The 26,915-nt window shown below is 68.3% G+C and carries 27 protein-coding genes; 3 read left to right on the plus strand and 24 right to left on the minus strand.

All coding sequences use genetic code 11. The features are described from left to right. The 5 genes from O7611_RS30590 to acs all read right to left on the minus strand — a co-directional run bounded on the left by O7611_RS30590 (position 1) and on the right by acs (position 9,337). Entirely contained in the window at positions 1 to 933 is a 933-nt protein-coding gene (locus tag O7611_RS30590; RefSeq protein ID WP_194802020.1) for an alpha/beta fold hydrolase, read from the minus strand. A 132-nt stretch (positions 934 to 1,065) separates the two neighbouring features. Then, complete coding sequence (locus O7611_RS30595) at positions 1,066 to 1,404, minus strand: hypothetical protein (RefSeq protein ID WP_194802019.1); 339 nt, start codon at positions 1,402 to 1,404, stop codon at positions 1,066 to 1,068. Positions 1,405 to 1,572: 168 nt separating this feature from the next. Then, positions 1,573 to 3,975 carry an immune inhibitor A domain-containing protein gene (locus O7611_RS30600; protein WP_194802201.1) on the minus strand — a complete coding sequence of 801 codons (2,403 nt, stop codon included), beginning with the start codon at positions 3,973 to 3,975 and terminating at the stop codon, positions 1,573 to 1,575. 356 nt (positions 3,976 to 4,331) lie between these two features. Further along, positions 4,332 to 7,115 (minus strand): immune inhibitor A domain-containing protein, encoded by a 2,784-nt coding sequence (locus O7611_RS30605; protein WP_228532548.1) that lies wholly within the window; start codon positions 7,113 to 7,115, stop codon positions 4,332 to 4,334. A 233-nt stretch (positions 7,116 to 7,348) separates the two neighbouring features. Further along, positions 7,349 to 9,337, minus strand: coding sequence for an acetate--CoA ligase (gene acs, locus O7611_RS30610; protein WP_194802017.1), 1,989 nt, complete (start codon positions 9,335 to 9,337; stop codon positions 7,349 to 7,351). Positions 9,338 to 9,559: 222 nt separating this feature from the next. On the opposite strand from acs, the gene O7611_RS30615 reads away from it, so the two are divergent. Further along, complete coding sequence (locus O7611_RS30615; RefSeq protein ID WP_194802016.1) at positions 9,560 to 10,306, plus strand: oxidoreductase; 747 nt, start codon at positions 9,560 to 9,562, stop codon at positions 10,304 to 10,306. A 13-nt stretch (positions 10,307 to 10,319) separates the two neighbouring features. On the opposite strand, the gene O7611_RS30620 is transcribed toward O7611_RS30615, so the two are convergent. From O7611_RS30620 to O7611_RS30695, 16 genes are all read right to left on the minus strand, one after another. Continuing rightward, complete coding sequence (locus tag O7611_RS30620) at positions 10,320 to 11,126, minus strand: HAD family hydrolase (RefSeq protein ID WP_194802015.1); 807 nt, start codon at positions 11,124 to 11,126, stop codon at positions 10,320 to 10,322. 333 nt (positions 11,127 to 11,459) lie between these two features. Then, entirely contained in the window at positions 11,460 to 12,731 is a 1,272-nt protein-coding gene (locus O7611_RS30625; RefSeq protein WP_269698031.1) for a tyrosine-type recombinase/integrase, read from the minus strand. Beyond that, entirely contained in the window at positions 12,731 to 13,003 is a 273-nt protein-coding gene (locus tag O7611_RS30630; RefSeq protein ID WP_269695925.1) for a helix-turn-helix domain-containing protein, read from the minus strand. Before O7611_RS30630 ends, O7611_RS30625 begins: the two co-directional genes overlap by 1 nt. A gap of 28 nt (positions 13,004 to 13,031) precedes the next feature. Next, positions 13,032 to 14,816: a replication initiator gene (locus O7611_RS30635; RefSeq protein ID WP_269695927.1), complete on the minus strand. Its 1,785-nt coding sequence runs from the start codon at positions 14,814 to 14,816 to the stop codon at positions 13,032 to 13,034. Further along, the gene (locus tag O7611_RS30640) at positions 14,816 to 15,082 is read right to left on the minus strand and encodes a hypothetical protein (RefSeq protein ID WP_269695928.1); all 267 of its coding nucleotides are present in this window, start codon (positions 15,080 to 15,082) and stop codon (positions 14,816 to 14,818) included. The genes O7611_RS30635 and O7611_RS30640 overlap by 1 nt, the downstream gene beginning before the upstream one ends. Then, a complete protein-coding gene (locus O7611_RS30645; protein WP_269695929.1) occupies positions 15,079 to 15,807 on the minus strand; it encodes a hypothetical protein in 729 nt (242 codons plus the stop codon). The genes O7611_RS30640 and O7611_RS30645 overlap by 4 nt, the downstream gene beginning before the upstream one ends. Next, complete coding sequence (locus O7611_RS30650) at positions 15,797 to 16,087, minus strand: hypothetical protein (RefSeq protein ID WP_269695930.1); 291 nt, start codon at positions 16,085 to 16,087, stop codon at positions 15,797 to 15,799. Before O7611_RS30650 ends, O7611_RS30645 begins: the two co-directional genes overlap by 11 nt. Next, complete coding sequence (locus O7611_RS30655; protein WP_269695931.1) at positions 16,087 to 16,434, minus strand: RRQRL motif-containing zinc-binding protein; 348 nt, start codon at positions 16,432 to 16,434, stop codon at positions 16,087 to 16,089. The genes O7611_RS30650 and O7611_RS30655 overlap by 1 nt, the downstream gene beginning before the upstream one ends. Then, positions 16,431 to 16,730 (minus strand): hypothetical protein, encoded by a 300-nt coding sequence (locus O7611_RS30660; RefSeq protein WP_269695932.1) that lies wholly within the window; start codon positions 16,728 to 16,730, stop codon positions 16,431 to 16,433. The genes O7611_RS30655 and O7611_RS30660 overlap by 4 nt, the downstream gene beginning before the upstream one ends. Next, entirely contained in the window at positions 16,727 to 17,167 is a 441-nt protein-coding gene (locus O7611_RS30665) for a DUF6197 family protein (protein WP_269695933.1), read from the minus strand. Before O7611_RS30665 ends, O7611_RS30660 begins: the two co-directional genes overlap by 4 nt. Positions 17,168 to 17,250: 83 nt before the next feature. Beyond that, the gene (locus O7611_RS30670) at positions 17,251 to 17,460 is read right to left on the minus strand and encodes a hypothetical protein (RefSeq protein WP_269695934.1); all 210 of its coding nucleotides are present in this window, start codon (positions 17,458 to 17,460) and stop codon (positions 17,251 to 17,253) included. Further along, positions 17,457 to 18,329: an FtsK/SpoIIIE domain-containing protein gene (locus tag O7611_RS30675; protein ID WP_269695935.1), complete on the minus strand. Its 873-nt coding sequence runs from the start codon at positions 18,327 to 18,329 to the stop codon at positions 17,457 to 17,459. Before O7611_RS30675 ends, O7611_RS30670 begins: the two co-directional genes overlap by 4 nt. Before the next feature lie 85 nt (positions 18,330 to 18,414). Then, complete coding sequence (locus O7611_RS30680) at positions 18,415 to 19,356, minus strand: hypothetical protein (protein WP_269695936.1); 942 nt, start codon at positions 19,354 to 19,356, stop codon at positions 18,415 to 18,417. A gap of 106 nt (positions 19,357 to 19,462) precedes the next feature. Then, entirely contained in the window at positions 19,463 to 19,648 is a 186-nt protein-coding gene (locus tag O7611_RS30685; protein WP_194802121.1) for a hypothetical protein, read from the minus strand. 34 nt (positions 19,649 to 19,682) lie between these two features. Beyond that, positions 19,683 to 20,111 carry a DUF3307 domain-containing protein gene (locus tag O7611_RS30690; RefSeq protein ID WP_269695938.1) on the minus strand — a complete coding sequence of 143 codons (429 nt, stop codon included), beginning with the start codon at positions 20,109 to 20,111 and terminating at the stop codon, positions 19,683 to 19,685. Positions 20,112 to 20,357: 246 nt separating this feature from the next. Continuing rightward, positions 20,358 to 20,678: a hypothetical protein gene (locus O7611_RS30695; RefSeq protein ID WP_030500671.1), complete on the minus strand. Its 321-nt coding sequence runs from the start codon at positions 20,676 to 20,678 to the stop codon at positions 20,358 to 20,360. Positions 20,679 to 20,898: 220 nt separating this feature from the next. On the opposite strand from O7611_RS30695, the gene O7611_RS30700 reads away from it, so the two are divergent. Then, positions 20,899 to 22,143, plus strand: a complete 1,245-nt coding sequence (locus tag O7611_RS30700; RefSeq protein WP_228532556.1) for an XRE family transcriptional regulator — start codon at positions 20,899 to 20,901, stop codon at positions 22,141 to 22,143. Here O7611_RS30700 and O7611_RS32035 read toward each other — a convergent pair. Further along, a complete protein-coding gene (locus O7611_RS32035; RefSeq protein ID WP_194802123.1) occupies positions 22,130 to 22,381 on the minus strand; it encodes a helix-turn-helix transcriptional regulator in 252 nt (83 codons plus the stop codon). The genes O7611_RS30700 and O7611_RS32035 overlap by 14 nt on opposite strands. A gap of 100 nt (positions 22,382 to 22,481) precedes the next feature. Between O7611_RS32035 and O7611_RS30705 the strand changes: the two genes are divergently transcribed. Continuing rightward, positions 22,482 to 22,733: a hypothetical protein gene (locus tag O7611_RS30705; RefSeq protein ID WP_269695939.1), complete on the plus strand. Its 252-nt coding sequence runs from the start codon at positions 22,482 to 22,484 to the stop codon at positions 22,731 to 22,733. 754 nt (positions 22,734 to 23,487) lie between these two features. Here O7611_RS30705 and O7611_RS30710 read toward each other — a convergent pair. Next, complete coding sequence (locus O7611_RS30710) at positions 23,488 to 25,368, minus strand: ATP-binding protein (protein ID WP_269695940.1); 1,881 nt, start codon at positions 25,366 to 25,368, stop codon at positions 23,488 to 23,490. Between the two features lie 406 nt (positions 25,369 to 25,774). Then, the gene (locus O7611_RS30715) at positions 25,775 to 26,863 is read right to left on the minus strand and encodes a NaeI family type II restriction endonuclease (protein ID WP_269695941.1); all 1,089 of its coding nucleotides are present in this window, start codon (positions 26,861 to 26,863) and stop codon (positions 25,775 to 25,777) included. Positions 26,864 to 26,915: the final 52 nt, after the last annotated feature.

A 26,915-nucleotide genomic window follows, 5' to 3' on the forward strand; every position in this document is an offset into this window, starting at 1 on the left:
TCAGGACTTCGCCCAGCGCAGAATCTCGCCGAGCACCAGGTCGCGCGCCTCCACGTGCGGGAAGTGGCCCACGTCGTCGAGCAGCCGCCACTCGTACGGTGCGGTGACGTAGCGGCCGGAGCCCTGGGCGGTACGGGGAAGTGAGGCCCGGTCGAGGGCGCCGTGCAGTTGCAGGGTCGGCGTGACCAGCGGCTTCTGCATCAGCTTCACGAAGCGGTAGCCGTGCAGCCGCAGCACCGAGCGGAATGCCCAGCGGTAGCCCTCCATCGCGCAGAACGCGGCCTGCGGGATCTGCATCGCCACCCGGCAGCAGTGCGCGTAGTCGGCGAAGTCGGGGCCGGACACCCAGCGCGGCCCGCCCCACCGGCGCAGGATCTCCTCCACCTCGGCGGCGTCGTCGCGGGTCAGCACGTGCTCGTAGCGGGGGAGCTGGAACTTCAGCGTCGCGGTGGCCGAGGTGAACTGGCCGCGCGGGTCGGCGAAGATGGCCGCCCGCAGCCGCAGCGGGTGCGGCGCGCCGAGCACCACGAGCCGCCGGACCAGGGTCGGGTGGAAGGAGGCGGCGGTCCAGCCGATCAGCCCGCCCGCGCCGGTGCCGACAACGGTCGCCGACCGCTCACCGAGCGCCCGGATCAGGCCGGCGACGTCGGCGGCGAGCGTGTAGCCGTCGTACCCCCTGGGTGGTTTGTCGCTCGCGCCGTAACCGCGCAGGTCGACCGCGACCGCCCGGAAGCCCGCGTCGGCGACCGCCGGCAGCATCTCGTGCCAGGCGTACCAGTATTCGGGGAAGCCGTGCAGGAAGAGCACCATCGGACCGGTGCCCGCCTCGACGACGTGGAACCGGCTGCCGTTGGCGCCGACGAACCGGTGCGTCCACGGCCCTTCGGGCAGGACGCAGGAGTCGTCGACGGGTCCGCCGCGCTGGTCGGTCATGGGGCACAGCCTAGGGCCGCCGGTCACCCACCGGACCCGCAGGTGACGAGGATCAGGGATTTCTCCGGGCGGTCACCTGGAACCGCGCACCCGGGCCGACTCCCGGCGTCGTGCGCGGCCTGCCACCGGCTGTCACTCCTCGATGATCCGCATGGGGATGCCCGGTCCGCAGTCGACGGAGCGGTCCCGTGCGGTGAGCCGCAGCGTGACCAGGTCGCCCTTGCGCAGCTCACCGGCGTTCGGGCCGTACACCGCGTACTCCGTGCCGTTCTCGTCGATCAGGCCGTAGCACGGCCCGGAGCCGCCCCGGGTGATCCAGCCGGCGACGACGCCCGTCGGCCGGTTGTCGGTCGGCGTCTTCGGCGGCCCGGTGGGCCGCCGAAGCGTCGGCAGGTCGGTCGCGGACAGCGGGGTGGGGTGATCGGCGGGCGAGGCGGGGCCGCTCGCGGCCGGCTGGTGGTCGTCGGACACGGATCCTCCGTCTCGGCCGCGCCGGCGATCAGCCCGTCGCGGGGCGGCCGGCAGCGTGGTGCGGGTGTCGAACGGATGGGACGCGGGCGGGGTACGCCGGGTTCCCGGAAAGGGCGATGCCCGGGCGGGTGAACCGCCCGGGCATCGTGTGGTGCGTCGATCAGTGGATCAGGAGAAGCGGACCTTCAGCGAGGTGCCGTTCTGCTCCAGAACCTTGATCTTGGTGCCGGTGGCCGGGAGCTTGACACCGTGGTTCGGCAGCTCCGGGTACCAGTACTGCTTGGTGTCGTCGAACAGCGGCTGCGCCGCCTGGCCGCGGATGTACTGCGGCTGGCTGTTGAGGTGCAGCGTGAACGAGTCGGCCTTCTTCAGGCTGAACGGCGCGTCGTAGACCTGGACGCGGGCCCGCCAGGGCGCCCCGGTCAGGTTGTAGATCGGCCGCGGGTGCGCGTCGATGATCATGTTCCGACCCTCACCCGGGTGCGCGAACGTGTCGTTGTCCGCGAACCGGAGGTTCCAGTAGGAGATCAGCAGACCCTCCTGGTACGCGTAGTGGTCCACGTAGTCCGGGCGGGTGTTCGCGTAGCCGAAGAAGTACGGGCCGGTCTTGAGGTACTTGTCGTACGAGACGTACGACCGGTTGCCGGCGATGTAGTAGTTGTCGAACTTACGGGTGTAGGTCTCCTCGACGATGCTGAAGCCGCTGAGGGTCCAGCCGTTGGCACCGGCCTCGGCGCCGTCGGTGAGGAGGGTCTGACCGTCGGCGGTCACGGTGATCGCGTCACCGTAGAAGCCGCCCTCGGAGACACCGCCGTCCGTCTGGTAGCGCAGCCGGAACTGCACGACGTTGCCGGCGACCGCGTCCATCGGGATGTTGACGTCGACCCACTGGTCGTTGCTGGAGCCGTCCAGGGCGTAGCGCCCGGGGGAGATCTCCTTCAGCGGGGTGCCGTTGGCCGTACCGGGCAGCGAGGTCCAGGTCTGGCCACCGTCGGTGGACGCCTCGAAGAACAGGTAGTCGTAGTCCGCCTCGATGCTGTAGCGACCCTTCATCGACAGCGCGGCGCTGGTCTTCCCGGTGAGGTCGACAGTGCGCGTCATCGTGGTGTTCAGGTCGTCGTCGTTGCCCGAGAAGAACTGCTTCGTACCCTCGAACGGCTTGCCGTTCTGGAACGTGTACTCCCGCTGCGGCAGCACCACCACGGCGCCCTGGGCCTTATTGGAGTTGTACTCCTGCGGGCCCAGCTCCAGGGTGCGCTTCTGGCCGGCCACGACGACCTCGTAGTCGAGCCAGCCGAGCTGGAGCTTGTTCCAGGCGCCGAGGTCGCCACCGCGCTCGCCGATGCCGCCGTCGTTCTTGGCGCCGAGCCGGCTCTGGGCCATCAGGGTCCAGTGCTCGTTGTTGTTGTCCCCACCGCTGACCACGTTGTAGTCGTCCGGCAGACCGAGGTCGTGGCCGTACTCGTGGTAGAAGACGCTCCGGCCACCGTTCTCCGGCTGGATGGTGTAGTCACCGATCCAGACGCCGGTGTTGCCGATCTGGGTGCCGCCGGCCGGGAAGTTCTCCGGGCCGGTGTTGCCCTGGTCGCTGGCGAAGGCGTACCACCGGTGGCTCCAGATGGCGTCCTCACCCTGGTACGGGTCACCGTCGGCCTGGTCGCCGCCGGCGTGGACGATCTGGAAGTGGTCGATGTAGCCGTCCGGCTCGTTGAAGTTGCCGTCGCCGTCGAAGTCGTACCGGTCCCACTCGTCCATCGCCTTGACGTCCGCGGCGATCTCCGCGTCGGAGCGGCCCTGCGCCTTCTGGTCGGCGACCCACTGGTTGGCGGCGTCGCGGACCAGCGCCCAGGTGTTGGTGCAGACGTTCGAGGCGCACGGGTAGCCGTCGGAACGGCCGTAGCGAGCCTCGTTGTACCGCACCTTCACCCAGTTGGTGACCTCGCCGTCGACGCTGTACCGACCCGAGGACTGGGCCTCGTAGTACTGCTTCAGCGACTCGTCACCCGGGTTGGTGCCGAAGTACAGCTGCCGGTAGTGGTCGGCGCTGTAGTCGGCCTGCCAGACCGTGGAGTTGTCCACCGCCCGGTTGGGCTGCGGAATCTGGTTGCGGAGCGGGCCGTCGAACCGGGTCGGGCCCGGGGTGTCCGGGTCGGTGTCCTGGTCCGGGTAGCTCGGGTGCCGCTCGTCGCCGAACTCCGCGAGGATGACGAAGATCTTGTCGGTCCGTTCGCGGGAGAGTTCGACGTACTGGTCCTTGGTCGGACCCTTGCCGGCCTTGGTGCTCTTGGCGGACCTGCCCGCCGAGGGGCCTTCGGCAGCGCGCTCGCCGACCTTGACGACCGTGCTGCCGTTGATCTTCTGGGCCTTCGCCCTGCCGGACAGGACCTCGCTCAGGCCCTCCTGGCGCAGCGCGCGCCGCTTCTCCTCGAGCGGGTTGGGCAGGTCGTGCTCAGCCTGCGCAGGCTCGGCCACCGACGGAGCGGCGGCCGGCAGCTTCGGCGTCGGCGCGGCGCTGGCGGCCGTGCCTGCCACCAGCCCCGTCGCGGTCAGCGAAAGCCCGAGCAGACCCACTGCGACTTTGCGCACGTGGTACCTCCGGTGTGAGGGAACCGGCCCAACTGGGGGTACGGGCCGGTGGAACGTCCCACTAGTGGGACCAAGGGTGAACATAGACACTGCTGCGACTGGTGGGAAGATGTGTGCGTCGATTTGTAGCAACTTTTTGTTGGGGATGCTTTTCACCGTCACACGTCGCACCGTCTGCGAGGCGTTGACCAGCAGTGATGCGTGGATCATGTAGTGCAGTGACAGTCATGGATCAATTGGTTACGCGGAAGGGCCGGGAGCGCTCACGCTCCCGGCCCTTCCCTCATCGGCACCGTTCAGATCATTTTTCGGTCATTCCGGTTCCGCTTTGACCGTACCGTTCAGCTACGCGGCGGGACCACGTACACCTGGGCGTACGAGTTGTCCTTGGCGGCCCGCTTGATGATGATCGAGACGCCGTACTGCACGCCCGCGTCACCCGGGTTGCCGGTGCCGAGCACGATCGCCCCACCACCCAGCGTCGAACCGTAGTAGTCCGTCGCGGGAGTGCCGTCCGGGTTCACCACCCGGGTCGTGTACTGCTGGTTGCCCCGCGACGGGATGACCACCGAGGCGTCGTTGTCCCGCGAGTACGCGGCGCCGTCACGGATCTCGATGCCCGGGTACCAGCCCTTGGCGTCGGTGAAGCCGCGCACCGGAGCCTGCGGGCCGAACTTCGTGCAGTACTCGCTGTACGGCTCGTCCGCCGCCTCCAGGCACTCCTTGAACGGGTACGTCGGCTTCAGGCCGAACGCGGCGTTGGAGGACTGCGGCCGGCTGGGCAGGTTCTTCAGCACCGACGGGTCCTTCTCGGCCGCGACGCCCTTGCGGCGCAGCGGGTCGTTGTGCGAGTCGACGATCAGCAGACCGCCCTTGGCGCCGTAGCTGGGCAGCGCGGTCATCTGCGCGGTGACGTGGTTGACGTCGCCGAGCTGGGTGTCCCGGTACCAGACCAGCATGCCCGGCGCGTTGTACGCGATCCGGTCGACCTTCCAGGCCTCGTGCGAGTAGACGGTGTCGTAGGTGTACTTCAGGCCCTTGTCGAAGCCGTCGAAGTTACGCCACTCGGCCAGGTAGTAGTGCGACTTCACCTGGGTGCCCGAGTCGATGTACCAACCCGCGCCGCTGGTGTCGGTGAAGGTGCCGCCGGTCTGGGTCCAGCCCGCCGCGCCGCTCTCCACGTCGTCGCTCCAGGTGGTGGCGCCGCCGCCGGTCACCGAGAAGTCGTCGGCGAACCAGCCGCGCTCCACGAACGCCTCGTCGGTGGCGTACCGCAGCCGCACCTGCACGGTCTGCCCGGCGTACGACGACAGGTCGACGTAGTCGTGCCGCCAGCCGCCCGTGCTGCCGGTCAGGCCGTACTTCTTGTTGCCGAAGTCGACCATGCGGCCGTTCGGGTCGGCGTAGCCGTCGTTGGTGGAGACCAGCGCGCCGCCCTCGGCGTACACCTTCTGCTCGTTCCAGGTGGTGCCGCCGTCGGTGGAGACCTCGACGAAGCCGAAGTCCCAGTCCGCCTCGATGACGTAGTTGTTCCACATCCAGAACTTCGCGTCGGCGGCGTTCGGGACGGTCACCGTACGGCTGAGCTTGACGTCGGCCCAGTTCTGGTCGGCGCCGGAGTACCACATGTTCCCGCCGCTGTGCGGCGTCGCCAGTGAGATCACCTTGTCCGGCAGGTCGATCTTGATGCCGTCCTCGGTGCCGACCGGCGTACGCGACGTCTGCCCGAGGTTGACCAGCTTGGACCGGTCACCCGGTCCGAACGTCTTCGGCTCGGCCCAGCCCAGCACCCACTTGTCCCAGAGACCCATGTGCGTGGGCAGCGCCTGGAAGATCTCACCGGAGTGCGAGCCGGACGCCATCAGGTCCCAGAAGTCCACGTCGGAGTCGGCGTTGCCGGACGTGTCGTAGAGGTCCGGCAGGCCGAGGTCGTGCCCGAACTCGTGGGCGAAGACGCCGACGCCGGCGTCCTCCGGCTGCACGATGTAGTTCGACACCTTCAGGTTGGTGCCCGGGATCGTGTAGCCACCGGCCACGGTCGAGGAGTGCGCCCAGACCGAGTAGATGCCGACGTCGCCGCCACCACGGGACTTGCCCTGGTTGGCGTGCACCAGCACGAGGTGGTCGATCACGCCGTCCGGTTCGTGGTAGTTGCCGTCGCCGTCGCGGTCGCTCTGGTCCTCGATGTCGTAGTCGGCCCAGGGGAAGTCCGGGTCGGCCGCGGCCAGCGCGTCGATCGCGTCGGTGGCGAGCCGGCCGGCACCCTGCGGGTTGTCCGGGTGGCCGTTCATCGACTGCTCACGCCCGGCGACCCAGTTGCCGTTCTCGTCCTGGAAGCAGCGCGAGGCGGCGTACCAGCCCTCCGAGTGCGGCACCGTGATCCACGGGCTGGCCTGCCCGTCCACGGTGTACGCGCCCTTGGACATCTCCAGGTACATGTTGTGCATGGTCCGCCCGGCGAGGCTGATGCCCGGCTTGCCGTCCGGCCCCTTCAGGTCCTTGCGGACCCGCTCGGTGATGCCCTTCTTGCTGTAGAGCATCTTGTCGTAGTGGGCCGGGGAGAAGTCCGGCACCCACATCGAGTTGTTGTCCTTGTGCGGCAGCGTGGCCGGGTTCGGGATGGTGTTGTGCCGCGGCCCGTTCTGCACGGTGCCGGGAACGCAGGTGCGGTCCTCGAACACCGTCTTCGGGACCATCACGTTCGTGAAGTCGTCGTTTGCGTTGTCGTTGAACTCGACGAGCAGCGTCAGCAGCTTGGCGGTCTGCGTACTCTTGGCCTTCTTGATCTTGCGAGGGCTCTGGCCGGTCCGGATGGACTTGGCCTCCAGCTTGGCCAGCTCGCGCGCCGCGATCGGGTTGCCCCCGGCGTACTTGCGGTCGTAGGCGCGGGCCTCGTCCGCCGGCGAGGAGAAGATGCCGTCGCGGCCCTTGACCTCCTTGCCGCCGGTGTCCGGCTGGACCTCGGGCTCGGCGTAGTTGATGTAGTGCTCGTCCGCCCCGATCGTGACCGGTGCGGACCGGGCCGGCTGAGCCGCCGCGCTGCCCGTCACGGTCAGCGACGTGGCCGCGAGCGCGATGGCGGGCAGTGCGACGAGTAAGCGTCGCCGTGCCCTGTGCTGCGACATGGGGAGCATGCCACTCCGTTCGTAGGGAATGGTGAGGGACCGGCCGTCTCAGTGACGCTCGTCGAAATCCGCCGGTTGGCTGAACGTAACCGACGACGAGCGACATCGACAGAGTTGATCAGGCCCTCTGGCCGATCAGGTCAGTCCCGGCTCCCCCGATCGACCGGCGCGGATCCCGGATGCGACGAGGGGGCGGACCGCCCGGCGGCCCGCCCCCTCGTCATCGCTCGACGTCAGTCCTCGTCGGACTTCCCGCCGCTCATCCCCGACGAGATCAACTCCATCACCGAGGAGTCCTGGAGCGTGGTCACGTCGCCGAGCGACCGGTTCTCCGCCACGTCCCGCAGCAGCCGGCGCATGATCTTCCCGGAGCGGGTCTTCGGCAGCTCCGGCACCAGCATGATCTGCCGCGGCTTGGCGATCGGGCCGAGCGTCTTCGCCACGTGGTTACGCAGCTCGGCGATGAGCTGCTCGCCCGCGTCACCGGAGATCTCCGCGCTGCCGCGCGGGATGGCGAACGCGACGATCGCCTGGCCGGTGGTCGGGTCGGTCGCGCCCACCACCGCCGCCTCCGCCACCGACGGGTGGCTGACCAGCGCCGACTCCACCTCCGTGGTGGAGATGTTGTGGCCCGACACCAGCATCACGTCGTCCACCCGGCCGAGCAGCCAGATGTGCCCGTCGTCGTCCTTCTTCGCGCCGTCACCGGCGAAGTAGACCCACTCGTCGCCGGTGTTCGCGCCCGCGCCGAACCGGGACCAGTACGTCTCCAGGAACCGGTTGTCGTCGCCCCAGATCGTCCGCAGCATCGACGGCCACGGCTCCTTCAGCACCAGGTATCCGCCGCCGCCGTTCGGCACCGACTGGCCCTGGTCGTCGACGACGTCGGCGACGATGCCGGGCAGCGGGCTCATCGCCGAGCCGGGCTTCGCCTCGGTCACACCGGGCAGCGGCGAGATCATGATGGCGCCGGTCTCGGTCTGCCACCAGGTGTCCACCACCGGCAGTTCGCCGCGGCCGACGTGCTGCCGGTACCAGATCCACGCCTCCGGGTTGATCGGCTCACCGACGCTGCCGAGCAGGCGCAGCGACGACAGGTCGTACCCGGCCGGGATGTCCTCGCCCCACTTCATCATGGTGCGGATCAGCGTCGGCGCGGTGTACAGGATGGTCACCTTGTACTTGTCGACGACCTCCCAGAACCGGCCCTTGTGCGGCGTGTCCGGGGTGCCCTCGTACATGACCTGGGTGGCGCCGTTGGAGAGCGGGCCGTACACGATGTAGGAGTGCCCGGTCACCCAGCCGATGTCGGCGGTGCACCAGTAGACGTCCGTCTCCGGCTTCAGGTCGAACACCGCGTGCGTGGTGTACGACGCCTGGGTCAGGTAGCCGCCGGTGGTGTGCAGGATGCCCTTCGGCCGGGCGGTCGTGCCGCTGGTGTAGAGGATGAACAGCGGGTGCTCGGCGTCGAACGCCTGCGCCTCGTGCTCCGGCGACGCCGTCTCCACCGTCTCGTGCCACCAGTGGTCCTTCGCCGACCAGGCGACCTCCTCACCGGTACGCCGGACCACCAGCACGTGCTCCACCGACGGGCAGTTCGCCACCGCCTCGTCCACGGTCGGCTTGAGCGCCGACGGCTTGCCCCGGCGGAAACCGCCGTCCGCGGTGATCACCACCTTGGCGCTGGCGTCCTGGATCCGGTTGGTGAGCGCGTCGGCGGAGAAGCCGCCGAAGACCACGCTGTGCGTGGCGCCGATCCGGGCGCAGGCGAGCATCGCCACCGCCGCCTCCGGGATCATCGGCAGGTAGATCGCCACCCGGTCACCGGCGGTCACGCCCAGCTCGGTCAGCGCGTTCGCCGCCTGACAGGTGAGCTTGTGCAGGTCGGCGTAGGTGACGGTACGGGTGTCGCCCGGCTCGCCCTCCCAGTGGATCGCCACCTTGTCGCCGAGGCCCGCCTCGACGTGCCGGTCCAGGCAGTTGTACGCCACGTTGAGCCTGCCCCCGGTGAACCACTTCGCGAACGGGGCGTTCGACCAGTCGAGCACCTGCTCCCACGGCTGGGCCCAGGCGAGCCGGCCGGCCTGGCGCTCCCAGAAGGCGAGCCGGTCACCGGCCGCCTCCTCGTACGCCTCGACGGTCACGTTGGCGTTCGCGGCGAGTTCAGCCGGCGGCGGGAACTGGCGCGTCTCGTTCAGCAAGTTGGCCAATGCCTCGCTCATGCGGTGACTCCTTCGTCGCGTGACCTGCGTCTCCTGATGCGGGGAAGGTTAGTCCCGGCGTACCCCGGCCGCGACCGCCCGGCCCCTCACCGCGCGCCCAGTGGCCCTCCCCTCGCGCCGAGGTGTAAGGAAGGGCACCTCATTAACGCCTCCGGTGGAGGAAGGGCCCCTTGTTGACAACCCCGGGCCTGGGGGGAGCCGGGCGGTCGCTAGCGTGACGGGGTGACCACCGATCCGCTCGCCCCGCTGCTCGCGCTCGCCGACGTCGCCACCGCCGTCGAGCAGGCCCGCGAGCGGGTCGATCTGGCCCACCGGCACCGCGCGCTGCGCCGCCAGGGCGGCCAGGTCGCCGCCGAGGTCAGCCTCCGCTCCGCCGTGGCCAGCGCCGCGCTGGAGGGCCGCGTCCACGACCGCGAGGAGGTACGCGCCGGCACCGTCACCGACCCGGTGCTCCAGGGTGCGCTGCGGGTCGCCGGGGCGCTGCCCGGCCTCAGCGACCTCTGGCCGAAGGCCCCCCGGCAGGTGATGGCCCGGCTGCACGTACTCGCCGCCCGCGACGTGGTGACCGAGGAGGAACTGGGCCGGCCGGTCGCCGACCCGGTGGTCGCGGCCCGCCTCGACGGCCTGGCCGCCCTGGTGGCCGGTGGCACCAAGGTGCCACCGCTGGTGCTGGCCGCCGTCGTACACGGCGAGTTGCTGAACCTGCGCCCGTTCCCGGGCCCGTCCGGGGTGGTGGCCCGCGCCGCCGCCCGGCTGGTGCTGATTTCCACCGGTTTCGACCCCCGCGGGCTGGTCGCGGTGGACGTCGGTCACCGCGAGCGCGAACCGGAGTACGTGGGCGCGGCCGGCGCGTTCGCCACCGGCACACCCGACGGCCTGCGCTCCTGGCTGCGGCACTACATGACGGCGGTGGAGGTCGGCGCCGAGCAGATCACGCTGATCGGAGACGAGATCCTCGCCGCGTCCTGACGGGCGCGAGGCGTCAGGCGGTGGGTGCGGCGGCGCGGGTGCGGCGGTGCCGGCCGTACCAGGCGATGCCGATGGCCACGCCGACGCCCACGCCGAGTGCCGCCGCCGCGACCGGCACCGCCGGCCGCTCGCGCAGCCGGCGGCCCAGCGGGATCGGGTGCCGGAACTCCAGCACCGGCCACGCGTTCTCCAGCGCCAGCTTGCGCAGCGCCCGGTCCGGGTTGACCACCGTCGGATGCCCCACGCACTCCAGCAGAGGCCGATCGGAGTACGAGTCGGAGTACGCGTACGAGTCGGCCAGGTCGTAGTCGCGCTCCAGGGCCAGTTCGCTGACCGCCTCGACCTTGCTCGGGCCGGCGGCGTAGAACTCGACCTCTCCGCTGTAGCGGCCGTCCACCACGCCCATCCGGGTGGCGATCACGTCGGTGATCCCGAGCAGCTCACCGATCGGCCGGACCATCTCGTCGCCGGACGCGGAGACCAGCACCACGTCCCGCCCGGCGGCCTGGTGCTCCTCGATGAGGGCGGCCGCCTCGGCGTACACATAGGGGTTGATCAGTTCGTGGAGTGTCTCCGCGACGATCTGGCGGACCTGTTCCACCGGCCAGCCCTTGCAGAGCGTGGCGAGGTAGTCCCGGGTGCGGGCCATGGTCTGCTCGTCGGTGCCGCCCAGCCGGAACATCAACTGCGCGTACGCCGACTTGACCACGTCACGCCGAGTGATCAGCCCGTCCCGGTAGAACGGCCGACCGAACGCCAGGGCGCTCGACTTGGCGATGACGGTCTTGTCGAGATCGAAGAAAGCGGCGCTACGGCCCACGGCGCGAAAGTCTAGCCCGACCGGAGGCGTCGAGGCGTCCGCCCGGGTCGCGAAAGCCGACGAGCACCCGGCGGAGTGACGGTGGTCACAGGTAGCTATCGATGAATTTAGCTTTGCGTGGAGTGAACAACACTCGACGTATAAGGGTCGACTGCGGCATGCTTGTCCTCGCGACGGGAGTTCGCATACCCGGCGTCGATGGGCCTCGGCGGTTGCACCCCCCGTAACCGCTGAGTCGGTTCGGCTCGACCCCCCCGGAGCCGAACCACAAGACGACCCCCGTCTCCCCCCGACGGGGGTCGTCCCTTTGCGCCGTGAGCGTTCCGCCGCAGATCACAGGTCATCTCCGTCCCCGTCGAGCAGGCTCCCCGAGGGCGTTTCTCCGGTCGGAGGCAGCAGAGAGGCAGCAGAGCCGTTGAACGCCTCCAGGACGCGGGCGGCGTAGTCGTCCGGGGTGTGGGTGTAGCGGTTGAGCGTCGTCGACGCCTGTTCGTGACCCATGACCCGCTGCACGAGGTTGATCGGAACGCCGTCGGTGACCAGCCAGGTGGCGTAGGCGTGCCGCAGATCGTGGAAGCGCATCCCGCCGGAAGCCTTGGCCGCCACGCAGGCGACGGCCTCCCGCTCGGTGGTGAACTCGGCCGACCACTCGATGCCCTCCCGGTCCGGCCAGGTCGCGCGGTACCGGTGGGGGCCGGTGTTGACGACCTGGCCGAGCAGCCCGGCGCGGACCAGCGACGGCAGCCACACCCGGCGCCGGAAGTTCGAGCGTCGGAGTGGCCGGCCGACCCGGTCGCGGAAGACCAGGGCTCGCGGGTCGGGATCGTCGGCGGCGGTGTGCAGCTCGCGGAGCGCGGCCAGGAGGAAGGACGGTAGCGGCACGGTCCGGACCCCGGCGCGACTCTTCGGGTACGGGCGCAGCACGATCCCGCCGTGCGTCTCCTCGGCCACTTGGACGACGCGCAGCGATGCCCGGTCGAGGTCCACCGACGACCACGTCAGGCCGGCGCACTCCCCCCAGCGAAGACCGGCCCCAGCGGCAGCGGAGACGATCCCCCGATGCCGAGGTGGGACCGCCGGAAGCAGCCGACCGAAGAAGTCCTCCCGACTGATCGTCACCGGCTTGACGTCGCGGGACCGATCACGCGGCAGCTTCACCCCCTCGGCGGGGTTGGTGGCGATCAGCCGTGCCTGCACCGCCGTCTTGAGGATCATCGACAGCAGTTGGTAGGACTTGGCCACGGTGGCGGGCGCGAGATCCCGACCGAGACCGGTCACCCACTCCTGCACCGACATGAAGTCAACCTTCCCGAGCGGCCAGTCACCCCACTTCGGCAGGACGTGCGTGCGAAGCATGGAGACAGTCCGCTCAGTCGTACGGGCCTCGACCGCCCGGGTGGCGAGCCACTGCGAAGCGAAGTCACCGAAACGGGTACGACCGGCGTGCGGGTTCACATAGGTGCCCCGATTGAGGCTTCCCTCGACCTCGGCGAGGAAGGCATTGGCCTCCCGCTTCGTGCGGAAGCTCTTGGACTTCTGCCCACCGGCAGGATCACGCCAGCAGGCGCGGAAGGTACCGGCCGGAGTCTTGCGGACGAAACCCATCAGCGCCTCCGGCCATGCTCGGTGCCGGTGGCGGCGGGCTGTTCGGTGACGCCGTCGAGCCAGGCGTGGAACCGGGCACGCGGGATCAGCCAGCGGCCCCCGAGGCGGGTCGCCGGGATGGTGCCGTCGCGGACGAGGGCGTAGGTGCTGCCCAGCGAGATGCCGAGGAGCTTGGCGACCTCGCGGACGGTGTAGGTGACCGGCTCGACGACGACGGTCCCGGTACGAGGGACGAGCCGGACGACCGGATTGGGGTGGGCGGTGGTGCTCATGACGGGTGACCTCCTCGGTCTGTCGGGATCAAGCGGCGGCCGGCGCGATACCGGCCGAGGTAGTGGCGAGTTCGTGGGCGAGTTCTTCGCGGCCGGTGGTTCGTCGCTCGCGTGCCATAGCGGCGGCGGTGTTGGCGAGGAGCGCGTCACCCGAGGTGTGCCAGCCGACTCCGGCGAAGGTGAGGGTGCCGACGATGAGCGTCGTGTCCTCGTCGACCTGCTCGGCGGGCGGTCCGCTGGCATCGGGGTGGTTGTGGTCCTGGTGCTCGTGGCGCCGGAAGGCGACGCGGGTGTCGCGCAGGAGCCGGAAGGTGACCGAGTAGCGGCGGGCTTTGGTGAGGAAGTGGCCGCCGTAGCCGAGCATGTGCGCCCATCGGCGTAGCCGGGTGTAAGGGTTGGCCGTTGCTGGTTTCGTCGGTTGGGTGTCAAGGGCGGCTTGACGCGCGGCGGTGCAGGTGGGGCAGGCGGGGTAGCGGGTGTGGGTGCCGCAGTCGGGGCATTCCCAGCGGTGGACGAAGCCGGGCCGTGGTCGGGGTTCCCGGGGCCGGTCGGCTAGTGGGGCCGGGGTGGTGATGGGTCGGCCGATGCGCCAGCAGGCGTCGATGAGGCGGGCGGTGTGGTCGCCGTCGGGGTCGGCGTAGTCGCCGATGGTGTCGGCGGTCAGGCGGGTGGAGGTGTGCCCGGTGGCCTCGGTGCTTTTGGTGGCGTACTTGGCAAGGTAGCCCGCGACCATGCCATCGGTGACCTCCCCGGAGCCGTCGGTGGCGATCGGTTCCAGGTCGACTTGGTTGCCCCAGGCGATGGGCCATCCGTCGGGCCGGTCGGGGTGGGGCGGGGTGTGGAAGGCGATCTGCCGGGCGGCGTGGCGCAGCGCGTCGATGAGGTCGTCGACGGTGAACCCGGCCGGCGGGGGGACGATCGCTTGCGGGTCGGTGGGGTCGACGCCGTCGAGGCGGGCGATGGCGTGGAAGTGCACCGCTCCCCGCGCTTGCAGTTCGGCGACCTTCCCGGGCGACAGCCGCACCGGGGCGACCTTGCGCGTCTTGCCGGAGGCCGTGACCACCTCGACGCGAGGGACGCCGCGGCGTTGGGCGAGTTTCGCGAGCCAGCGTTCGGCGGCTTGCTTCGTGCGGTGCCAGAGTTCGCCGGAGAAGATGTTCCAGACGACTTGGTGGTCGTGGTCGTAGCAGTCCAGGCACAGCGGATGCCCGAGCGTGGTGTCGCCGGTTTCGTGGCGTGCCCAGCAGACGGCGTGTCGGCCATGGGGGCAGAGTCCGGTGTCGCGGCGGGCGTGGCAGGGTTCGGCGCGGCAGTCGCAGCGGCGTCGGTTGCGGCAGGTGTGCCGCCTCACGACCCGGGCGTGGACGGTGCCGAACGACGGCGCGGTGAACGTCGCGAACACCGCCGGATGCGACGCCACGGACTCCGGCACGCCTTTGCCGCCGACCAAACCCGCCCGCAGGAGCTGGAAGGCGTCGCGTTGGTAGGTCTGGGCGCAGGCGGGGCAGACGGTGGCGCGGCGGTTGCCGCAGGCGGTGTAGATGGCGGCGTCGGGCATGGCGTCGGTGTGCCGGGAGTCCAGGACCCGGCCGGTGGCCTGCTCGACGGTCAGGATCTGCCCGGCGAGGCGGATGGGACGCGTGCAGCCGGCGGCGGCGCGGACGTGTTCGAGCCAGCCGTAGTAGTCGGGTCGGGTGGCGCGTTCGAACGCGGCCCCGGCAGCGGTCCAGCTGTAGACGGGTGGGACATCGGCGTTCGAGCCCACCCCCCGGGCCACGGAGGCGCGGGGGGTGAGGTCCAGCGTCGAGGCCATCAACCGGCCACCCCAACGGGGTGCAGGTTGGTGATGGTGCGTTCGATGACGATGATCCGGCAGGCACCGCACTGGCGCTTGGTCGGTTCGTGCCGTCGGCACGGGATCTGCGTGACAATGTCGCCGCAGCGGATGGTGACCGGGTTGCGGCAGGGCCCGCCGTCGATGACGTCGATGACGGTCCGGCGGATGTCGTAGGGGTGGGGCTCCGGCTCGGCCGGGCAGGTGTGCAGGAGCTGCACGACGTCGACAGTGTGGATGCTCACCGGGCACCACCACTGATGGTGGTCAGGAGTTGTCCGGCGACGGGTGGGGTGACGTCGAGGCGGTCGGCCAGCTCGGCCGGGGTGATGGGTTGGCCGGTGGCCTGTTCGTGCTGCACGGCGGCAAACCGGGCCATTGGCAGCAGATGAGAGGGGACAGGGACGTCGACCGGCTCGGCCGGTGCGGAGACGGGTTCCGGCGCAATGGTCGGTTTGGTGACGGGTTCCGGCTCGGCGGCCGGGGTGATGGCGGCCGGTGGTACCGGCTCCGTGGTGACCTGCTCGGCCACCTGGACGCGGATGGGTTCGGCCGGCGCAGTGCTGCTCTGCCCCGTCGGAGCGGGGGCGAGGACGAGTTTGACCAGGGCCATGAACGCCAGGGCCGGGACGGCGGACAGGAGCCAGCCGGAGATGCCGGGTTTGGCGACCGCGAGTTGTGCGGCGAGGGAGAGGCTGGCGGCGGCGATGAGCAGGAACAGCGGGTAGCCGATGGGCGCGCCGGTGCGGCGGCGTCGGCGGATGGTCAGCAGACAGGCGATAGGGACCAGCTCGGAGATGACGGCATTCGCCCAGCCGAACCACGCGCCCGTCCCCGCCGGGGAGTTGGCGAGGGTCCAGTCTTTGACGTGGGTGAAGGAAGCGGCACCGGCGAATCCGGCGACGGCGATGAGGATGAGCACCAGGACCAGGCCCTCAATACGCGGACCGGTGGGTCGGTCAGTGGTCATGGGGCACCTGCCCGGTGGTGACGGCACGCTGTTCGGCCGCGAGTCCGGCGAGGCCGACGCGGATGCCGTTGCAGGTGGGGCAGTGCTGCTCGGGTCCGGCGGTGCACTGGGTGAGGTGGGCGTCGTGGATGATGCGCAGGCTTTCGGCGTAGTAGCCGGACAGGAACCGTTCGAAGGACAGTTCGCCTCGGGCGGCGAAGTCCCGGGCGATGGCGGTGACGACGTAGTCGTCCGGGGTCATCCGCTCCTGCGCGGCGAAGTTGACGGCGGTGGTGGTCATCAGTGGCCTCCGTGGCAGTCGAGGCAGCAGCCGTAGCGGCGGGGGATGTAGTAGGGCTTGACCTGGCCGCAGTCGCGGCAGGTCCGTCGGGCGAGCAGGGCTTTGGCGATGGCCTCCCGCTGGGCGGGGGTGGCGATGCGTTTGGGTGCGGCGAGGTCGAGGCGGTAGAGGTAGGCGACGCGCTTACCGCGACGCCAGAGGATCTGCGCGACCGCGTGATGCCCTCCGGGCCGGAGTCCGGCGGCGCGCAACTGTCGGCGGGTGGCCAGCCCGTCCGGGGCGAGCCGGAACGGGTAGGTGGGGAATTCCTCGGCGGGGTTGGCCGGGTCGTAGGTGAAGGTGGTCACGGCCGGTCTCCCCAGCGCTGCTGGGCGGCCTGCCGCGAGATGCCGAGACGCTGACCGATCTCGGCCCAGGAGTAGCCGAACCGGCGTAGGCCGACGACGGCGTCGGTGATGGCGCGGTCGAGGTCGGTGGAGAGGGCGACGAGGTCGCGGAGGGCTTCGACGTCGCCGTCAGCGACGCGGCGGCCGTGGGCGCGGATGATGCGCCGGGCGAAGGCGGCGAAGGCGTCGTTCTCGACGACGTCCCGGCGCCGCTGCCGGGGCAGATGCGGTGTCAAGGTCTTCTTGACGGTGTTCATCGGTTTCCGCCTTCCTGGGTGTGGAGGCGATCCCATTCCTTTGCCGCGCCTTCGAGGGCGGCGATGACGTGCTCTGCGGTGCAGGCCGGGTCGTCGTTCCAGGAGTAGGGGGAGGTGTGTTCGTCGAGCCAGTAGCCGTCGTCGTCGACGAGGTGGATGGGGTAGTGCTGGTCGAGGTAGTCGGTCAGGGCCGCGATCGCGTCGAGGTAGGTGGGCCGGTCGTCGGTGCGCAGGTCGGAGAAGTGCTTGACCGGGTGTCCCGCGCAGGCCATGCCGATGGCCCCGACGGCGCAGGCCGCCGGGGTGGGGGTGTCGGTGGTGGGTGCGTAGTAGGTGCCCTGGTGCCAGCCGTGCCGGCGGAGGTAGAGGACAGCCATCCGCAGCAGGTCAGCGGGTGTGACCTGAGCTGCGGTGGTCGGGTGTTGGGTAGCCTTCATGGCAGCCACGTCCTTTCGGGGCTGTTGGTGGAGGTCGGCGGAACCGGACTGCTTTCCACGGCTGAGGCCGGTTCCGTCGACTGCTATCGGGTGCGGAGCCGCAGGTAGCGGCGTTGGCGGGTGTCGTCGCCGCCCACCGGGTGGGGTGAGCCGAGGTAGACGAGTCGGCCGCTGGCCGAGGCGACCTGGACCATTGAGGCGATCTCGCCGGGTTGGGCGACGATCCAGATCTCGACGTACTGGGCGGCACGCTGCTGGTTGGCCTTGGCGTAGGCCTGTTCGCGGGTGGTCATGCCGCCACCTCGAAATCCACCCGGGTCAGGTCCGGGATCAGGGTCGGTAACGGGCGGGGGCGGCGGATCCAGGCGGCGTAGTCGGCGATGCCCGCGATCTGGGCGTCGGTGAGGTAGGCGACCTTGATGCGCTTCGGGGTGCCGCCTTCGGCGATGAGGTAGGCGGCGCCCTGGTTGGTGGGGGCGATGTCGGTGGCCGTGTAGCCCTGCTCGGCCCAGCCGTGCCCGAGCACGATGTTGGAGGTGTTCGGCGTGGTGCAGCGGAACGCGGCCCGGTAGCCGAACAGGTCCCGCAGCGAGGTGGGGATGATGTCGAACGACGGCCGCTGCGTTGCGGCCACTACCGGGATGCCGGCGGCACGGCCACGGGCGACCAGGTCGCGCAGGAGAGCGACGAACTCTTCCTGTTCTTGCTTGGTGCCGACGGTGGCGGAGTAGTAGGCGATTTCGTCGACGAGGACGGTGATGACGGACAGGCCGTCGGCGGCGGTGAGTTTGCGGCGGCCGTGGGCGCGCAGCCAGGCGTAGCGGTTGTTCATCACCAATTGGAGGCGGCGGAGGATGTCGAGGGCGGCGGTGATGTCGGGGCCGATGAACGCGTCGGCGCAGTCCTCCCACTGGCCGAGTTCGACGAGCTTGCCGTCCAGCAGCACCAGGCGGCTGTCGACGGACAGCGCGGCGTGAGCCGCGATGGTGTTGAGGAGACCGGACTTGCCTCCGCCGGGTTCGCCGCCGGCGAGGAGGTTGCGGTAGGCGAGGGTGATGTAGACGGGGTGACCGAACTCGTCGATGCCGACGAACATGGGGTCGAACATCGACAGGCCAGGCCCCACCGGAACCCCCGACGTCGGGGCGGGTGTGGTGGTCATGGTTGCCCTCCTTGGGCGAGGTGTGGGCGCGGAGAGCCACACGAACGAACCCCGCAGGGCTCTCCGCGACCGGGTTGGGTGAAGGTCAGATCCAGTCGGAGACGTCGTCGACGTCACTGGCGGTGGAAGCCGCGGGCTTGCTGCCGTTGGCGGTCGTGGCCGGCGGCTTCTTGGCGGCCGGTCTGCCCTGGGTGGGCAGGGTGACGGTGGGGGCGTCGATGTCGGGCAGGTCCAGGGCGGTGGGCACGGTGGCCGGGATCCGCTCGGTTGCCGGGGTGTCGGGGTCGATGACGTCGACGAGCGGGGAACCGACCTGGGCGGTGAGAACCTCGCGGCGTTTGATGTCGAACCGCAGGTAGGCGGCGTTACGGTCGGAGGCCCGCTCGATCAGCGCGGTGGAGGCGTGGCAGGCCACGGCGATGCGGTCGAGGCGGCCTTCCAGGTCGGCCAGGGACAGGCCGGGGCGCAGGTAGACCCAGACCCGTTCGCCGACGGGGGTGGGCTTGGCCCAGAGGATGAGCGGCAGGCTGCCGGACTGGTTGGCGATGATGAACTGCGCGAAGCACACGCGCAGCCGGTGCCGCACCACGAGGCACCAGGTCCAGGCGGCCAGGAACCGGCGGGACACCGGCAGGCCGGCGGGGACGCCGACGACCAGGGCGACCACCAGCAGGGTGATCGGGGTTGAGGTGTGGTTGACCAGATGCACCCAGGCGGCACCAAGGGCGGTGGTGATCCCGATTTCGGGGGTCCACCACCACAGCAGCCGCAGGACCGGCCAGATGCGCACGAGCAGCCAGGCCAGGCCGCCGAGGGGAACCCCGATGAGGGCGCCGACGAAGACGGCGAGGATGGGGTGGATGGAGGAAGCGGCCACCACGGCCGACAGAAGGCCGACGATGACCGCCGTGAGGATGAACGCCAACCGGGCGTTGCGGGCCGAGGACCGGTGGACCTTGGCCTCGATGACGGTGATGGTGCCGTTGGCCTTCCGTCCGAAGGAGCGGCGAGGGCTAGACTTGGACACGACACGTCCTCCCAAGTGATTGGGCTGGATGGGTTGGAGAGAGCGGGGTCGGCAGGTGTAGGAGCCAGTACCGGCCCCGCGCTCGTTTTCCTGTCCGCCGGTCAGGTCAGCGGCGGTTGTTCAGGTCGTTGGTGAGTTGTCCGAAGCGGATGCGCTCGTCCTCGTCGAGGACGGTGGGGGTGCGCCCGGCGGCGCGTTCCTCCCGGAGCTGCTTGTCGAGGTGCTTCGGGTCGACCTTGACCTCACGGACGCGGCCGTTGGCGTCCTCGCTGAACAGGTACGTGCGGCCCATGACGGGCTCCTTCCGGTTCTCAGGGATGGGGTTTCTACAGGCAGGCGATGAGCAGCGCGGACACCCACAGGCACGCCGCGTGCAGGGACTGATCGGCCAGGTACATGCCGCAGATCGGGGCCTGCCGGTCGGCGAAGTCGGCGCTTGCGGTGTGGGTGAGTAGCCAGCGCACCGGCCAGCGCCGGTCGAGGAACGCGTGACTGATCGCGGAGAAGCCCAACCCGGCAGCCATGCCGCCGGCGGTGACGGGCAGATCGAGCGCGGCGATGGTGACCGTCAGCATGACGATCACCACGAGGTGGTAGGCCACGACGTGGCCGAGCAGGTGCTTCCAGCCGTGCCAGCCGGGCGCGGCCTTGTGCGCGGCCTGCTTGTCGGACTGGCCGAACACGTGATCGGCCACCTGGTGACCGGCGTAGAGGGTCGCCGCGACGACGGCGAACACGATGGCGGAAACGGGCATGACAACCACTCCCTACGTTGAGGGCAGACAGGTTGGAAGGGCAGACGGGGCCGGCAGGTGTAGGAGCCAGTACCGACCCCGCGCCACACTTTCGAGAACGGCAACCACGGGTTGCCAGGGCCGGGAGAGTAGGAGCCAGAAACGCTCCCGGACCAGATCGGAACAGATACAGCGGACTCAGGCCGCTTCACGCGCGATGCGCGTCAGACACCAGAAGCTCACACAGTTGCAGGTGGAACGAGGAATCTACTTCGCCGCCGAGGTGCCAGCCTTCGGCTTCAGCGACACGGCACGGAACGCGACGCCGTTGCGCCCGTTGGTCGCCCACGGAATGGCCTCCAACTGCTCGACAGCGACGAGCTGCCCCACCGTCACGCTCGGCTTCTCACCCGCCGTGGTGATGGTGATGATCTCGCCGCCGGTCTCGTCGAGAACGAAGACCTGGGTCGACCACATGAGCCGGCCAGTGTTCTTCTCCGACCGCTGGTTACCGTTCTGGTCGTTCTTCGGCTCCGGGTCCTTCGTCACCTGGACCTGCTTGCTCGCGGTGTCCACGTACAGCTTCACAACAAACCTCCTGTGTCTAGGCGCATCCCTTGTTGGATGACTGCCTTGCCATCAAAGTACCAACTGAGTTGGTACTACGCCAGACCCTTGATGGAATCGGTTCGGCGTTTCGCTGGCACATACAACGATCTCTTTCGCTGCGGTAGAACGACAGGTGTCACTGCGGTGACAGGTCCAAGTCCCCTCGCCATGTCCCCGCGATCGGGGCGATACTGGCGGTATGGCTGACGTGGCTGCGGACCTCGACCGACCCGTCTGGGCGACCAGGCTCAGGGCTGAGCGCACTGCCCGGGGGTGGTCACAGGGAGAGGCCGTCCGGGCGATGCGAGTGCACGCCGCCGAGCAGCTTCCGACCGATAGCACGCTGCTACGGAACTGGAAGCGGTGGGAGGCGGGAAGCTCCGAGCCTGACGGCTTCTACAAGGCGCTGATTGCGAAAACGTTCGGCACCGTGACTGCCGCATTCTTCCCGCCCGCGACACCTCATGAGGCTGACGCGGCGCTGATTGCTGGCACCGGCATGGAGACTGTCGAGATTCTGGCACGCCTACGCAGCTCTGATGTATCGACAGCCACGTTGGAAGCACTCCGAATCACTGCCGATCGGCTCTGCTGCGAATACCCCTACATGGAATCGGAACAGCTTCGGGTGGAGGGCCGGGCTTGGCTTCGCCGGATCACTGCTTTGATGGATCGTCGGCTGACTCTTGCCCAGCACCAGGAGGTGCTAAGTCTCGCAGGATGGGTGGCGCTGCTGGTTGGCTGTGTGGAGTACGATATGGGGCTACGCCGCATTGCCGAGGGCACCCGCAAGGCCGCCTTGACGCTGGGCAACGAAGCGGGAAATGCTGCCATCTCTGGGTGGGCCTACGAGATGCGTGCCTGGTATGCGCTCACCCAAGGCGACTACCGAGGCGTCATCGCAGCCGCCGAAGCCGGCGAGGCAATAGCAGCTCGCGACGGCGCGGCGGTCCAGTTGACGGCGCAGCGCGCTAAGGCATGGGCTCGGCTCGGCGACAGGCGGCAGGTGGAAACAGCGCTAGACAGGGGCCGAACCCTGCTGGAATCGTTGCCGTACCCGGAGGACACCGACCATCACTTCGTGGTGGACCCAGCGAAGTTCGACTTCTACGCGATGGACTGCTACCGGATCGCCGGTGAGGACCGTCTCGCGGAGATGTACGCCCGTGAGGTCATCCGTTCGTCCACGGACCCGGACGGGACCGAACGCAAGCCCATGCGCAACGCGGAAGCCCGGATCACACTCGGGGTCGTGGCAGCGCGCAGCGGGGATCTCGACCAGGCGGTGTCGTACGGCCGCAGGGCGTTGAGTGGCGACCGCAAATCGCTGCCATCGCTGCTGATGTGCTCCAAGGAGCTGGCGACCCTTCTGCGGGATCGCTACCCGAAGGAGCCTGAGGCCGTCTCCTACCTTGACGAGGTTCGGACCCTCAGCGCGAGCTGACTCCGTCCGGGTTGCCGTCCTGGATAGGCCGACCGCCAACACCAGGACGAGGCCGGCTCTGGTGCCACTCGATGACCCGCCTCGGGCGCCACATGTGAGTGCGCCCGACCGTCGTATCGGGCTCCGGCATCTGGCCCCGCTTCCGGTAGTTGCTGACGGTCGCCACCTTGACGCCGAGGTACGCAGCAACGTCGGAGGTCGTCCACCACTCCGCGGTTAGGTCGGGGCCAGCTTCCACCCGGCCATTCTCGCATTAGGCGCACTAGGCAAGTCGAGGCGCACGAGCGTGAGAGTTAGACCTTGAAAGCCGAGAGTCGTACACCTGTACGATCGCGAGTGTGGCGAAGGAGCTGGTCGCACGCTGGTGGAACGGCACTTGGGGACGGCTGACCCGCCGTGACGTGTGGCTTGCCCGAGAGGTTCGGTGGCAGGTCGTTGCCAGGGCCGGTGATTCCGAGACGGGCAGGGTGCTGCGGTGGGAGTTCGACACCGAGGGCGAGGCTCGACAGATGGTGCGGCGGCTCGTTCAGGCCGATGGCGGCCAGTGGCGGGAGCAGTCTGGCGACGCAGCCACGCAGCCGCCGAGGTAGGGCCGGCCGGGCTGCCGGCGATGTGGTTCAAAGTTTCTGTACGTCTTCAAGGCGGCCCGCCACGGGCCGCACGCGCCGCCGATAGGGCGTCATGATCGCCCGGCCGGGGGATGGCCGGGCGATCATGCCCAGTGCCCTCGGCTGGCGCGGAAAGCGGGAAGCCCAAGGGGCCGCCGGATGACGACAGGCCGTTGGCCGGGTCGGGTTTGGGGCGGCAGCCGGCCGGGCCGCGCGGCCATGAGCCCGCGCGGCGTAGGGGAGCGCCCTCCGGCCGCGTCGGCGAGCTGGCGGCGGTCGCGGGGCTGCGGTTAGGGCGCCTCCGGCGGGGGCGCTCCGGCTCCAGGATGGCCGGGGCCCGCCAGCGGGTCGCGGTCCGTGGGCGGTTGCGGTAGGCCATCCCGCCTGCCATCGACCCGGGCAAGCCGAGCAGACCCCCGCCCGACCCGCCAGCGTCCCGACCGTGCGTCAAGGTCCGCTTGACATGGCGGGCCGGGCGGCGGCCCGCTCCCCAGAAGGGCGGGTCGACGGCACACGGGATGAAGGATTGCGCCAGCAGGCTGAATACGCTGTGCAGCGCAGACATGCCAGATGCTGGGCATCTAAGCGACGACCGACTTGTAGGCGGCAACTCGCCGACCAGCTATTCGGGCGGCGGCATCTGGCCTTGGAGGTGTTCCTGTCCCAACCTACAAGAGCGCGACTAAGGGCGGTCTGGAACAGGACCGTCCCTTAGTCGGCACTCGGTCTTGCGTCGCTATTCCTCGGTGGCCATGATGCGGAGGAAATCTGCCAAGGCAATAACAAATACAGTCGCTTCTCCAGCTGACTGGAGGCGTGCGAGGTGGGTTACGCCATGGTATCTTCGATCGATTGGACTGTCGCATTCGGCGAATGTAACCTCATCGCCTCCACTTTTCTTGTCGGTGCCGATCTTCCAGCAGACAAGAAAAGTCATGTCCGTCCACTGCTTAACACCGGCCACAATATCCGCAAGGATGCTGTCGGCAGTCAGCTTAAATTCGGCTACGCCTTCCCGGTGGCGCGGATCAAGCTCGTCCGTCCCTGGCAACCTCTCCGCCACGGAAGTGGGAGACAATTCTGATTTGTACTCGAAGTACGAATCGTAAAAGTCGAAGCCACTGAAGAACACGGGTTGGAGGTGGCGAAGAATGCCCATGCCAACTAATTCGTTGTACAAAGCGATGACATCCTGCTCCGACTGCGGCTCTGTTTGCAGCGCAATTTCGCCGAACTCGGGGAGGGCGCCAGGGCTCAGGGGCTTCTCTCGGCGCTTGAACGCCTTGACTGCAGGGGGCTCGTATCCTGGCTGAGTCGGTGCGGTTCTTGGCGGACTGACGCGGAGGAATGGCCTCGCTTGCTCGGCAACTCTATTGGCGATTACCTCCTCCGAGATCTTCAAGAAATCGTGTACGTTGGGCGGGAAATCTTTTCGACCCAGGTCTGGTTCGATTCCTCGGAGGCTGTACAGCAGCCAGGTCCGATCGACGTTGAACCCGCGGTGGGTTAGGGTAATCTCACGCGTCCACGACGAGATCATGCCGTCCGTTGCAACCCGCAAACTGGGGAAGTGAAGTGCCTTGCGGTTCCCCGGGATCTTCCATGCAACCCCTAGCTGGTCCCGATAGGACGCGCTGTAAGAGAAGAGCGCATACACGTGAACCTGGTGGTCCGTTAAGAACGCGGCTACCTCTTCCGGCTCCGCGAGCTGCTCACCAGTTCTTGCGCCGATCAGTTCCTTAAGGTCGTCAGGAGTGAAAACCCAGTAACAGGCATGGTAGGCCTTCTTCTCCTTGGCGCCGGGTTCGGAATTCTTGTTCTGAGTGAGCCATTTGCCAAGGTTGAGGACCTTCATGCCTGCTGCCAGGCCGTCGTGTGGATAGCGGTATTCCGAAGGAATTACGACGGTAGTGGTCTGGGACTTCGCCTTGTATTCGAGGGTCACTTCGAGTTCGCGCTTCTTGATGACGTTAGGCGGCTCGACGATGCCCGCCGCCGTTTGATTCCGGATTGCCGTGACGGCGTAATCGACGGTCGGAAAGGCGTGCCTCAGACTGCGAGGCTCTGTTTGAGGGCTGAGGCTGACGGTTACGATCGTTCCGGTGCCATCAATTCGTCCCGCCGCGATGTTCTCATCGAGCTGCCCCACGGGGGGAGTTCCGTCTTCCGGGCTCTCCACCCATGCGCGCCCGTGTTCCAGGCGGAGTCGGTAGTGTTCCCCCTCCAAGGTGCGAGATTCAAGCTCGAAGTGATTGAATCCATAAGCCAAAAACGTTAGGCCGACACCTTTATGGCCCCGAACTAGGCCGGCGAGGAAGTCGGCGCGTTTACTTCCAACATCGGGAGCGAGCCACTTCTCGATGTTCTCACTTGAGATGCCGCGCCCATTGTCGCGCACAGAAATCGTGTTTTCGTCAGTGTCGAGAATGATCCGAACCCGGCCGACGTCACCGATCCCATCAGCGGAGAGGACCTCGTCAACAGCGTTTTGAATCGGCTCGGCGATGACGTCAGCCGCATTGTGATAACTCCGGATGACGTTGATAACACGTTGCTTCACCCATGCTTGGGTGTCATTTGATGTCAGCGTCTCTAGCGGGCGGATTTCACGCGGCATGCTAGCTCCTGCTCAGGGCGATCAGATGTAGGAAGGATCCCACATCCTGCTCCTTGGCTCGCAGTGCCGAGCGAGGACAGGTCTCATGACATCGCATACCGTCATCCCGACTTGCGCCACGATGCCTCCCCTGACCAGCGAGCAGGGAGCAGACAGCGACGATGACGTGGAGCTGTTCCACGGCCCGCCCATCGGTGAGCGTGTCCACAAGCCCGCCACGGGTTGTCCGGACGGAGTCCCGGCTGACCGCCAAGCCGCGCCGGGTCGCCACACCGCCTGTCTCGGATCAAGCACGGGAGTGTGCGGCGATCCGTACGGGGTGGCGAGCTGATGCAGTCAGGTGGCTCGTGCCGGTCCAGTTGGAGCAGGGCGAATCTTCATCGCCCTGCTCCCTGGTGGGTCATCTTCAGCTCTGTTCTCTCGACTGGCGCGGTAGCAGCGGAGCTGGCGTTACAGGGTCTGAGGAGCGCGCTCGGCGCCATCTGCTCCCTTGGATTTCGGTGTGGGGCTCTGGGTCGCCCGTCCTCCAAGGAGCTACTCGTGTGCTGACAAACCTGCCCAGGGTTGGTGTCGGCAGATGCAGTTCAGCCGCCATGCGCGGGTGGGGGTTGTAGTGGCCGAAGATTACGATCCCATCGGGCCGGAGGTGCTTACGCGCGTCACGAACCCGCTTCGCGCTGTCAACCTGCTGTGCGGCGGTCAGAACCGTTGCTCTGTTGACCAGCTCGCCGGTGAGTTCTCGGAACAGATTGTTGACGGCCGTCTGACCGGCGTCGGCATAGACAATGCTGTCTCGCTTCGCAGGGTTACGTATGTGCAAGAGGGTGTTCTTGACAAGCTCGGCCTCTCGATGAAGCCAGAGGATGCGGTCCCGACCGCGATTATTGAGCTTGCGCTTGCCGTCGCGTTGCTTACCCTTTTCTCTCAGAACCTCCTCTGAAATGCGTATCAGCCCAGCCGCCCAGTGCGCCGTGTAGTCGTTTCCCCATACGACGAGCGCAATTTTCGGCCCGTACCTGTACATCTCAATGGGGATCTCCCACTCGTACAGGTTGAGTGACCATTTGCAGTCGACGTCGGCGCCTGCAATCAGGTAGTCCAGATCGATGCCGTCCTCGAAGCAAAACTCTCGCTGAAGCCAAATCTCGACGAGTGTGCCCATATGGGTTTTCTCGGTTTTCAGCAGCTGCGTGTAGTCCCAGCGGCCGGTGCGCTGGCCGTCGTAGATCTGATCAAGGGCCTCCCGGATGGCGTACCCGGTTCGCACGCCGTCGGGATCCAGCTCCATGAGCGCATCTCGGACGGTCCAGAGTTCGGGGTCATCATCGCGTGTAGGTGGCCTGGCGTCGGTGACGAACTCGTCAGGTCCGATAGCCGGTCGCGGTCGGCCCTTTGTAGTGGGACGGGGCGGTCGGACCCGCCGTGCGCGCGTGCGGAGAGTCGCCGGCTCCTCCGCTGCCTCAGCCAGGAAGAGCGGATCTTGTGGAAATGGCATCCACGGAGATTGCCGGCGATGCCTCCCTCGGTCAACGCGCCATGCTCGCTGG

It is taken from the genome of Micromonospora sp. WMMC273 (assembly GCF_027460285.1).
GTDB lineage: Bacteria > Actinomycetota > Actinomycetes > Mycobacteriales > Micromonosporaceae > Micromonospora > Micromonospora aurantiaca.

Excerpts from the sequence above, each read along its gene's own strand:
- O7611_RS30590 (WP_194802020.1), bottom strand. The coding sequence starts at position 933 with ATGACCGACCAGCGCGGCGGACCCGTCGACGACTCCTGCGTCCTGCCC.
- O7611_RS30605 (WP_228532548.1), bottom strand. The coding sequence starts at position 7,115 with ATGTCGCAGCACAGGGCACGGCGACGCTTACTCGTCGCACTGCCCGCC.
- acs (WP_194802017.1), bottom strand. The coding sequence starts at position 9,337 with ATGAGCGAGGCATTGGCCAACTTGCTGAACGAGACGCGCCAGTTCCCG.
- O7611_RS30625 (WP_269698031.1), bottom strand. The coding sequence starts at position 12,731 with ATGGGTTTCGTCCGCAAGACTCCGGCCGGTACCTTCCGCGCCTGCTGG.
- O7611_RS30630 (WP_269695925.1), bottom strand. The coding sequence starts at position 13,003 with ATGAGCACCACCGCCCACCCCAATCCGGTCGTCCGGCTCGTCCCTCGT.
- O7611_RS30635 (WP_269695927.1), bottom strand. The coding sequence starts at position 14,816 with ATGGCCTCGACGCTGGACCTCACCCCCCGCGCCTCCGTGGCCCGGGGG.
- O7611_RS30645 (WP_269695929.1), bottom strand. The coding sequence starts at position 15,807 with ATGACCACTGACCGACCCACCGGTCCGCGTATTGAGGGCCTGGTCCTG.
- O7611_RS30650 (WP_269695930.1), bottom strand. The coding sequence starts at position 16,087 with ATGACCACCACCGCCGTCAACTTCGCCGCGCAGGAGCGGATGACCCCG.
- O7611_RS30660 (WP_269695932.1), bottom strand. The coding sequence starts at position 16,730 with ATGAACACCGTCAAGAAGACCTTGACACCGCATCTGCCCCGGCAGCGG.
- O7611_RS30665 (WP_269695933.1), bottom strand. The coding sequence starts at position 17,167 with ATGAAGGCTACCCAACACCCGACCACCGCAGCTCAGGTCACACCCGCT.
- O7611_RS30670 (WP_269695934.1), bottom strand. The coding sequence starts at position 17,460 with ATGACCACCCGCGAACAGGCCTACGCCAAGGCCAACCAGCAGCGTGCC.
- O7611_RS30675 (WP_269695935.1), bottom strand. The coding sequence starts at position 18,329 with ATGACCACCACACCCGCCCCGACGTCGGGGGTTCCGGTGGGGCCTGGC.
- O7611_RS30685 (WP_194802121.1), bottom strand. The coding sequence starts at position 19,648 with ATGGGCCGCACGTACCTGTTCAGCGAGGACGCCAACGGCCGCGTCCGT.
- O7611_RS30690 (WP_269695938.1), bottom strand. The coding sequence starts at position 20,111 with ATGCCCGTTTCCGCCATCGTGTTCGCCGTCGTCGCGGCGACCCTCTAC.
- O7611_RS30700 (WP_228532556.1), top strand. The coding sequence starts at position 20,899 with ATGGCTGACGTGGCTGCGGACCTCGACCGACCCGTCTGGGCGACCAGG.
- O7611_RS30710 (WP_269695940.1), bottom strand. The coding sequence starts at position 25,368 with ATGCCGCGTGAAATCCGCCCGCTAGAGACGCTGACATCAAATGACACC.
- O7611_RS30715 (WP_269695941.1), bottom strand. The coding sequence starts at position 26,863 with ATGCCATTTCCACAAGATCCGCTCTTCCTGGCTGAGGCAGCGGAGGAG.